This window comes from Klebsiella sp. RCJ4 (assembly GCF_009025755.1).
In the GTDB taxonomy this organism is placed as follows: Bacteria; Pseudomonadota; Gammaproteobacteria; order Enterobacterales; family Enterobacteriaceae; genus Klebsiella; species Klebsiella michiganensis.
Genome location: NZ_WCIN01000002.1, coordinates 71,405 through 79,333 on the forward strand (window position 1 = coordinate 71,405; position 7,929 = coordinate 79,333).

A 7,929-nucleotide genomic window follows, 5' to 3' on the forward strand; every position below is an offset into this window, starting at 1 on the left:
TTTATGATGATTTACGCGTAAAAGGCCAGCCGCTCCGCCAGCAGGTCAACAAACGCCTGGCGATCGACATCGAGCATCACCGTTGCGTTCGGCTTCCTGCCGGTCAGATTGTAGAAATCGACCACGGTCATTCCCTGGGTATATTTCCCCTGCGTTTCCACGCCGACCCAGCGTTCAACGGTGGTAAACATCTCCGGCTTCAGCAGCCAGGCAATGGTGCACGGGTCGTGCAGCGGCGCGCCGACAAAGCCCCATTTCTCATCCTTATGGTACTCAAGGAAGAAGTCGAGCAGTTCGGCGACGATGGTGGATATCGGGTTGCCAATGCGGCGGAAGCGCTCAATATCCTCAACGTGAATTTGCGCTTTATGGGTGACGTCTAACCCGGCCATCACCACCGGAATGCCGGACTGGAAAACGATCTCCGCCGCTTCCGGGTCGACGTAGATATTAAACTCGACCGCCGGCTGCCAGTTACCCAGCACCATCGCACCGCCCATTATCACGATGCGGGCAATTTTGGCATGCAGTTCAGGGTGGCTGTTGAGCAGCAGGGCGACGTTGGTTTGCGGGCCGGTTGCGACGATGGTGACCGGCTCGGCGCTGTCGCGCAGGGTTTTGGCCATCAGCTCGACGGCGGTGCACGCCTGGGCGGCAAAGCCCGGTTCCGGCAGCGCCGGACCGTCAAGACCGCTCTCGCCATGCACGTTATCGGCGATAATCAGCTCCCGCATCAACGGCTTGAGCGCGCCGCCGGCTACCGGAATATCCGGGCGCTTAAGCAGGGTGAGCATCCGCAGGACGTTGCGCAGGGTTTTGTCCGGGGTCTGATTTCCCGCGGAGGAGGTGACGGCTTTAACATTGAGTTCGGGTGAGGCGAGGGCAAGAACGAGGGCAATCGCGTCATCATGACCCGGATCGCAATCGATAATCACTGGCAGTGCCATAGCAGCTCCTTGTTGGCGTTATTTTGTGACAAGGGTAACGCCGTAAAGCGGTATAGACGAGGCTTAGCGCAGGATAGTGTGATGACGTGCACGATTGAGCGCCGATATCGCGCGACGCCCTGCCAATCTATCTGCCTGATCCTTGCGCAATCAGGGGGTAGCCATGCGGTGGCGCAAAAAGTCGCTTCTCGCGGAGGCCTATAATGATAAAACGACTCAACCATACAAATATTCATGGTTTGCTTTCCGCCAACGGATTCTTATTCTAAAGAAAACTTCAAGAGGTAACCGCAATGAAAGATGTTGTAGATAAATGCAGTACCAAAGGCTGCGCCATTGACGTGGGCTCGATTATTGATAATGAGGACTGCGTCTGGCGGGTAGAGAAAAACTTCGCCACCCGCGAAGAGGCCGAGTCCACCATCGCGGCCGTCCGCGAACGCGCCCTGGCCGCCGCGCCCGCCAGCGAGCCGCCGCAGGTCGACTATACCATCGTGGCCGCCGGCGATGAGGCAAAGCTTGAGGCTTCGATTGCCTTCTCCTGCCAGGCGGAAAAGATCATTTTCGAATTGTCGTTAAGAAACGTGATTTAACGCCATCGAGCATCCACGGCTAACCCTCAACAGGATCCTGCAAGCGATCCCGTTGAGGTCCCGCAATTAAGCGTTACTCAAACCGCCATGCCAGATTTAGACCGATACCGTAATTACGGCCCGGCGCCGGTTCGTAGTAGCGGCCGTTGGATTCGTTAACGATAACCGAGCCCGCGTAGCTGCGGTCGAACAGGTTATCGACGCGGCCAAACAGATCCATATCCATTTTGCCGTAGCTCCATTTATAGCCAGTCGTCAGGCCGACCACCGTCCAGGATGGGGCTTTGGCGGAGTTCTCATCGTTAGCCATAATATCGCTCATATAGCGAATATCGCTGCCCGCGTACCAGCCTTTTTCGGGCTGGTAGCCAAAGGAGGCATAGCCCATGTTGCGGGCGATCCCCGGAATGCGATTGCCTTTACAGCTGGTATCATCACAGACGTTGGTACGATAGGTCGCATCCAGCCAGGTCCAGGCCGCTTTTAAACGCCAGCTCTCGCCGAACTGCTTATCCAGCCCCAGCTCCATCCCCTGGCGACGGGTTTTCCCGGCGTTTTTGTAGCTGGTACGCCCGCCGCTGCTGGCGTCGACGACAATCTCATTGTCGGTGTCGGTCTGGAACAGCGCGGCGGTCAACAGGCCGTTGCCGATACGCGCCTTGCTGCCAATTTCAACGGTTTCGTTGGTGGACGGCTGCAGGCCAAAGTTCAGCCCGCCCTGGTCGCCGGAGCGATAGGAAAGCTCATTAATGGTCGGCGTTTCGAAACCACGGCCGGCGGAGACGTAGACGTTCCACGCGTCGGTTACCGCATATTTCAGCGATCCTGCCGGCAGCCATTTATGATAGCTGGCCTCGCCGCTGTCATCACCGTTGCCCGGCGTAATGTAATAATCGTTGGAATCGAACCAAACCGAGCTGTAGCGCACGCCCGCGTCCAGAGAGAGTTTCTCGGTGAGCTGCCACTGGGTTTGCAGATAGGGATCGACGTTCCACATCAGGTTACGCTCGTTGCGGCGCAGGTCTCCCTTTTCACCGTACTGCGGCGCGCCGTCGCTCATAACAAAGTTTTCGTAACCTTTGCGGCGCTCGCTCATGGTTTCGTAATCAAGACCGGTGGTAAAGGTGACCGGCACCAGCAGCTCGCCGCGGTGGGTCCAGCGGGTATCAATCCCCTGGTAGTGACGCGTCAGGTCGATAACGCCGCCAGCATGGGTGGGTTTGAGCTGCGGAGCGCGAGGAATCGATTGATACTGGGTGGTTTCACGTTCACCGGCGTACATCATCACGCTCAGATCGTCCTGCTCGCTCAGCTGTCGCTCGTAGCGTAAACCGGCCTGGGTCTGTTTGATGGTTTTGCGGGTATTGTACTCATCGCCTCTTGGCGACTGGCGCGGATTATTTTGCCATTCGTCGTAGCTCAGGCCGCCCGCGTCATTAGCTTTAATATCCACGCTGTTAAACAGCAGGGTCAGCTTACTGACGTCATTGATACGCACGCCGAGCTTCGCGTTGGCGAGATTCTTACGCGCGCCGCTATGGTCGCGGGAGCCGTGGGTGGTGAAGCGGTTGGTGGAAACCACGTAGTCGACGTCGCCCGCGTGGCTGCCGTCGCCCACCGCGCCGGTCGCTTTCATACCGTAATGCCAGGTGCCAAAGCTGCCGTAGTAGCTGCTGGCTTCGATAGTGGGCGGCTGGCTTCCGGTCTGGCTGGTGGCGTTGATCACCCCGCCGGAGGAGTTACCGTACAGGGCGGAAAAAGGCCCGCGCAGCACCTCGAGCGAATCGAGGCTGCCAATATCAATATTCGAGGTTTGCCCCTGGCCATCGGGCATGGTGGCCGGGATACCGTCGACGTAAATACGCAGCCCGCGCACGCCGTAGGTGGAGCGGGACCCGAAGCCGCGAATCGAAAGCTGCAGATCCTGCGCGTAGTTCTGGCGGTTTTGCACCTGCAGTCCCGGTACCGCGCCCAGCGACTCGGAGAGGTTTACCCGCGGCGCGGCCTGGCGCATCTCATCGCCGTTAACCACGCTAACGGCGGCGGGGGTATCGAGTTCAGAAACCGCCGACGGCGCGGCGGTAACCACCATGGTCTGTTCAGCGGCGAGAGCGGTTGGCCCTGCGGAGACCAGCGGCAAAATCAGAGCGGGGAGCGCGGCGGCGCGCACGGAAAGGATTTTCATCAAAGTTACTCACAAAACGAACCAAACGGAACATATGTATATATGTTAGCTCTTTTGTAAATTTTTTGAAAAGACTTAACGGAATTTGAGTTAACAAATAGCAAGAATTGCGTGATGCCGAGAGCGCTACGGGTAATTAACGCTCCACATTGCGATAAATAATGATTACTATTCGCATTCCAAAGAAGAGCGCAAAGCGATGATTTTGCGCCCCGGAAGCACTGTCGAGCAGGCATATATTTGTTTTATCAAAGGGAGTCGTCATGTCATTACGTCATCTGTCCGCGCCGCGTCTGCGCCGTTCACTGTTGTTAACTTCGTTACTGCTGGCGGGGAGCTTTAGCGCCCACGCGGCGGAAGAAATGCTGCGCAAAGCCGTCGGCAAGGGCGCATACGAAATGGCCTATAGCCAGCAGGAGAATGCGCTGTGGGTGGCCACCTCGCAAAGCCGTTCGCTGGATAAAGGCGGTATCGTTTACCGTCTCGATCCGACGACTCTCGAAGTCACGCAGATTATTCATAACGATCTGAAACCCTTCGGCGCGACGATCGATAACGCCACTCAGACCCTGTGGTTTGGCAACACCACCGACAGCACCGTCACCGCCATTGATGCTAAAACCGGGAAAGTGAAAGGGCGTCTGGTGCTTGACGCCCGCCAGCGCAGCGAAACCGTACGTCCGCTGGCCCCGCGCGAGCTGGCGGTCAACGAGAAAACCAACACCGTCTACATCACCGGGCTGGGTAAAGAGAGCGTGATTTGGGTGGTGGATGGCGACAAGCTAACGCTGAAAGACACCATCGCCAATACTGGCGCAATGGCGACCGGCCTGGCGCTGGACGCGGAAGCGAACCGTATCTATACCACCAATGCTGACGGGGAACTGGTGACTATCGACAGCACCAGCAACAAAATCCTGTCGCGTAAAAAGCTGCAGGATGATGGCAAAGAGCACTTCTATCTCAACCTGAGTCTGGATACCGCCGGACATCGCGCCTTTATCACCGACGGTAAACAGCCGGAAGTGCTGGTGGTCGATATTCGCGATGGCAAAGTGCTGGAGAAAATCGCCGCGCCGGAGTCCCTGGCCGTGCTGTTTAACCCGACCCGCAATGAAGCCTACGTGACGCACCGTAAAGCCGGAGAAGTGAGCGTGATCGATGGTAAGACCTACAAAGTGGTCAAGACCTTCAAAACGCCGACTCATCCGAACAGCCTGACGCTCTCCGCCGATGGTAAAACGCTGTACGTCAGCGTGAAGCAGGAGTCGACGCGTCAGAAAGAGGCGACCCAGCCGGATGACGTTATCCGCATCGCGCTGTGATCCTGACGGGAGGGGGCAACCTCTCCCGCCATCAGTGTGCTCGCACTGCAGCCGGGTGGCGGCTTACGCCTCACCCGGCCTACAAAATGCACTGTTTCTGTCTGCCCGAAAACCGCACCCATCCAGATATCACCCTCTGTTACAAACACTTATTAGCCTGATAAATGTAATGGCTATAAACTTACAACTTTCCTGCGCAAGCGGGACGGTGGCATTAATCCTGGAGAAAAGATGAAAAAATCATTAATGGTTGTTTGCGCCGGCGCGATGCTGGCTCTTCTGGCGGGCTGTAGCTCAAACTATGTCATGACGACAAAAAGCGGGCAGACTATCGTAACGCAGGGCAAGCCGAAGCTGGATAAAGATACCGGAATGACCAGCTATACTGATGAGTCGGGCAATAAGCGCCAGATTAACAGCAGCGATGTGGCTCAGCTGGTGGAGGATAATTAAGTTGTGCCTTTGCGGTTTGCCCGGTGAGGCAAACCGCAACGTGATTTATTGCTGTTTTTCAATATTCGGCGCGGTGCTATGAATGTCATGCACGCGCTTGCGCACGCCAAACCAGCCGGCGACCAGCAAAACGGCAATCAGCGGAAGCGAACCGATGGTATAAGTCCCATTCGGATAATCGAAAGCCATTAATACCAGCACGCTAAGCAGGAACAGCAGGGTCAGCCAGGAGGTGAAGGGCGCACCCGGCATCTTGAAGCTAACGTCCGCCGCTTTGCCTTCCTTGATCGCCTTACGCAGGCGCATCTGGCACACCACAATAAAGCCCCATGAAGCGATAATCCCCAGCGACGCGACGTTAAGGACAATTTCAAATACCTGCGAAGGCACCAGGTAGTTGAGGAATACCCCAACGACATAGACGCCCAGCGTCGCCAGAATCCCGGCGTAGGGCACGTGGTGGCGGCTCATTTTCGACATAAACTTCGGCGCCGAACCGCCCATCGACATGGAGCGCAGAATACGCCCGGTGCAGTAGAGGCCGGAGTTGAGGCTGGAGAGCGCGGCGGTTAACACCACGATATTCATCACGCTGCCGATATACGGCACGCCCAGCTTCGAGAAGAAGGTGACGAACGGGCTCTGCCCGGCCTGATAGGCATTCCACGGCAGCAGCAGCACCAGCAGCAGCACTGAGCCAACGTAGAACAGACCAATACGCCAGATAACGCTGTTAATGGCGCGCGGCACCATGGTCTGCGGGTCTTTACACTCGCCAGCGGCGGTACCCACCAGTTCGATAGAGGCGAAGGCGAACACCACCCCCTGTACCAGCACCAGCGCCGGCAGCAGGCCGTGCGGGAACAGGCCGCCGTTATCGGTAATCAGGTGGAAACCGGTGGCATTGCCATCCAGAGGCTTTCCGCTGCCAAGAAAAATAGTCCCGACCACCAGAAACGCGACGATCGCCAGAACTTTCACCAGCGCGAACCAGAACTCCATCTCGGCGAACCATTTCACGCCGATCATGTTCATGGTGCCGACAATCGCCAGCGCGCCGAGGGCGAAGACCCACTGCGGAACGTCGCCAAACGCGCCCCAGTAGTGCATATACAGCGCGACGGCGGTGATATCGACGATCCCGGTCATCGCCCAGTTGATAAAGTACATCCAGCCCGCAACGTAAGCCGCTTTTTCGCCGAGGAACTCGCGGGCGTAGGAGACGAAGCTGCCGCTAGAGGGGCGATGAAGCACCAGCTCGCCCAGCGCGCGTAAGATAAAGAACGAGAAGAGGCCGCAGACCAGATAAACCAGCGCCAGGGCCGGTCCGGCCATCTGCAGGCGCGCGCCCGCGCCGAGGAACAGGCCGGTACCAATCGCGCCGCCGATGGCAATCATCTGCACCTGACGGTTGCCCATCGCCTTGTGGTAGCCCGACTCCTGCGAGTTCAGCCAGTGGCGTTTGGCAGCGTGCTGCTCCGCCACGCTAGAGTGTTTTGTATTCATTGATGTCGCTATTTTCCTGTCAATGTCCATGAAGTGGTTCGTGCTGCTGGCTCTCTCATCATTCTGAGGAATGAGATAAGCGAGCATGGCGGAGAATCCTACACGTATCGGAAAATGGACGCACGCAAAAGATTTGCGGACAGCACTTGCTTAAATATCAATGAGATCGGAAGATTTTCGGCGTTCGCGCATGACGGGGAAATTTTGCTCATCGTTTTATCGTTATTGCGCTATTATTCTCCGCCCGCGTTTTGCCCGAGAGACCACGATGAAAATCAACGTAGTAGGGACCAGCGGCGTCGGCAAATCCACCCTCGCGCGTCGGCTGGCTCAGGAACTGTCACTGCCTTATATTGAAATGGATGTGCTCTACTGGCTGCCCGAGTGGCAAGGGACGCCGGACGATGAGTTCTACGCCAAACTCGCCGCCGCGCTCGCCGCGCCCGGCTGGGTGCTGGACGGCAACTATAACCGCAGCCGCCCGGTAAAATGGCGCGATGTGGATCTGGTGGTGTGGGTGGACTACAGCTTCTGGCGCACGATCCGCCAGGCGGTCCGTCGCGCGGCTTCACGCGCAATCCGACGGCAGGAGCTGTGGCCCGGCACCGGCAATTGCGAAACCTTCCGCCGCTCTTTCTTTAGCCGGGATTCTATTATTCTCTGGACGCTGAAAACCTGGCGCAACAATCGCCGGCGTTACCTGGCGGATATGCAGGACCCGCAGTATCAACACATTCGCTTTGTTCGTTTACGCGACCAGCAGCAGACCGAGGCGCTGGTGCGCGAGCTTCGGCAGAATAGCCGATAATCCCCCGGCTCGCGCTGCGCGTAGCCGGGCTACCGGACCGCAGATTGTCGGTAACCCGTAGCCCGGGTAAGGCGTTTACGCCGCAACCCGGGGAATATGCCGTGACGTGGCA

The 7,929-nt window shown here is 57.5% G+C and carries 7 protein-coding genes; 4 read left to right on the forward strand and 3 right to left on the reverse strand.

The features are described 5' to 3' along the window. Positions 1 to 11 precede the first annotated feature (11 nt). Positions 12 to 947, reverse strand: a complete 936-nt coding sequence (gene rihA / locus F8562_RS00825) for a pyrimidine-specific ribonucleoside hydrolase RihA (RefSeq protein WP_014838399.1) — start codon at positions 945 to 947, stop codon at positions 12 to 14. 293 nt (positions 948 to 1,240) lie between these two features. Between rihA and F8562_RS00835 the strand changes: the two genes are divergently transcribed. Further along, entirely contained in the window at positions 1,241 to 1,540 is a 300-nt protein-coding gene (locus tag F8562_RS00835; protein ID WP_014229247.1) for a DUF406 domain-containing protein, read from the forward strand. A gap of 73 nt (positions 1,541 to 1,613) precedes the next feature. On the opposite strand, the gene pqqU is transcribed toward F8562_RS00835, so the two are convergent. Then, entirely contained in the window at positions 1,614 to 3,725 is a 2,112-nt protein-coding gene (gene pqqU / locus F8562_RS00840) for a TonB-dependent receptor PqqU (protein ID WP_163467624.1), read from the reverse strand. Between the two features lie 263 nt (positions 3,726 to 3,988). Here pqqU and F8562_RS00845 point away from each other — a divergent pair, with 263 nt between their 5' ends. Together F8562_RS00845 and F8562_RS00850 are read left to right on the forward strand one after the other, a co-directional pair. After that, on the forward strand, positions 3,989 to 5,050 hold the full coding sequence (locus F8562_RS00845; RefSeq protein WP_014229249.1) for a YncE family protein: 1,062 nt from the start codon (positions 3,989 to 3,991) through the stop codon (positions 5,048 to 5,050). A 231-nt stretch (positions 5,051 to 5,281) separates the two neighbouring features. After that, complete coding sequence (locus F8562_RS00850) at positions 5,282 to 5,503, forward strand: YgdI/YgdR family lipoprotein (RefSeq protein ID WP_009652277.1); 222 nt, start codon at positions 5,282 to 5,284, stop codon at positions 5,501 to 5,503. A gap of 45 nt (positions 5,504 to 5,548) precedes the next feature. On the opposite strand, the gene ansP is transcribed toward F8562_RS00850, so the two are convergent. Next, positions 5,549 to 7,009, reverse strand: a complete 1,461-nt coding sequence (gene ansP / locus F8562_RS00855) for an L-asparagine permease (protein ID WP_014229250.1) — start codon at positions 7,007 to 7,009, stop codon at positions 5,549 to 5,551. A gap of 268 nt (positions 7,010 to 7,277) precedes the next feature. Here ansP and F8562_RS00860 point away from each other — a divergent pair, with 268 nt between their 5' ends. Continuing rightward, a complete protein-coding gene (locus F8562_RS00860) occupies positions 7,278 to 7,817 on the forward strand; it encodes an AAA family ATPase (protein WP_042934351.1) in 540 nt (179 codons plus the stop codon). The last annotated feature ends 112 nt before the right edge of the window (positions 7,818 to 7,929 follow it).